The sequence below is a fragment of the Rhodoplanes roseus genome (genome assembly GCF_003258865.1).
Lineage (GTDB): Bacteria > Pseudomonadota > Alphaproteobacteria > Rhizobiales > Xanthobacteraceae > Rhodoplanes > Rhodoplanes roseus.
Genome location: NZ_NPEX01000191.1, coordinates 10,584 through 11,365, shown reverse-complemented (window position 1 = coordinate 11,365; position 782 = coordinate 10,584). Strand labels below are relative to the sequence as shown.

Annotated in this window: 1 protein-coding gene; it reads right to left on the bottom strand. The window is 65.9% G+C overall.

Annotated features, from left to right (window positions below):
- The coding region (locus CH341_RS34370) for a hypothetical protein (protein ID WP_210208520.1) at positions 1-258 on the bottom strand (258 nt) is incomplete at its 3' end.
- Between the last annotated feature and the right edge of the window lie 524 nt (positions 259-782).

Sequence of the window (782 nt, the reverse complement as noted above, 5' to 3'; positions counted from 1 at the left end):
GCCGCCGAAGTTGCCCGACCCGCCGGACCCGCCGCCGCCGCCGAACCCGCCGAACTTGCCGGTCCCGCCGCCGCCGCCGTTGCCGCCGACGCCGAAGTTCTTGCCGGCCCCGCCGTTTCCGCCGGCGCCACCGACGCCACCGAACTTCCCGGCGCCGCCGAAGCCACCATTGCCGCCCTTGCCGCCGAACGCGAAGGCCGGGGACGCCGACAGGAACGCAAGCGCCGTCATGATCGCAACCGTCTTCTTCATGGTCATGGAAGTCTCCTCGTCGTCTCTGTTTGGGGTGATCAACACTTCCAGCTTGTCATCTCAGGTAAAGTCTGAAGTTTCGTTCATCCGCGGCCACCGGCTCACGTCCCTCGCCCGACATCGTCAGTTCCGTCCGTGTGTTCGTACTTTCTATGCAAGACTGTCGGTCAGTGGGGCGTCGTGTTTCTTCGTGTCGTCCGCTCTCCATGTTGTTCACCATACGCAGCGTCCAATGGGTCGACTGTGATCGACCTCACACCCCCCTGGAGCGCGGTGCGTGCGGGAGCACCCGGTGAAAACCGGTTAAGCAAAACGGCCCCGACAAGGGCCGGTGTGACGATGGCTGCGAGAGGAAGGAAACGTGGAGCGCGAGCGGATGCGCTGGATCCGGCAGGAGCGGCCGCGATGGTGACGCCTGCCGTCTCACGGGACGAGCCGGACGACACGGCCGCTGTCCGTCACCTCACCCTATCGAGATCACGTCGTCGGGTTCGTGCTGAATGCGTCCGTCGTGCCCGCCGCAGAGCGAC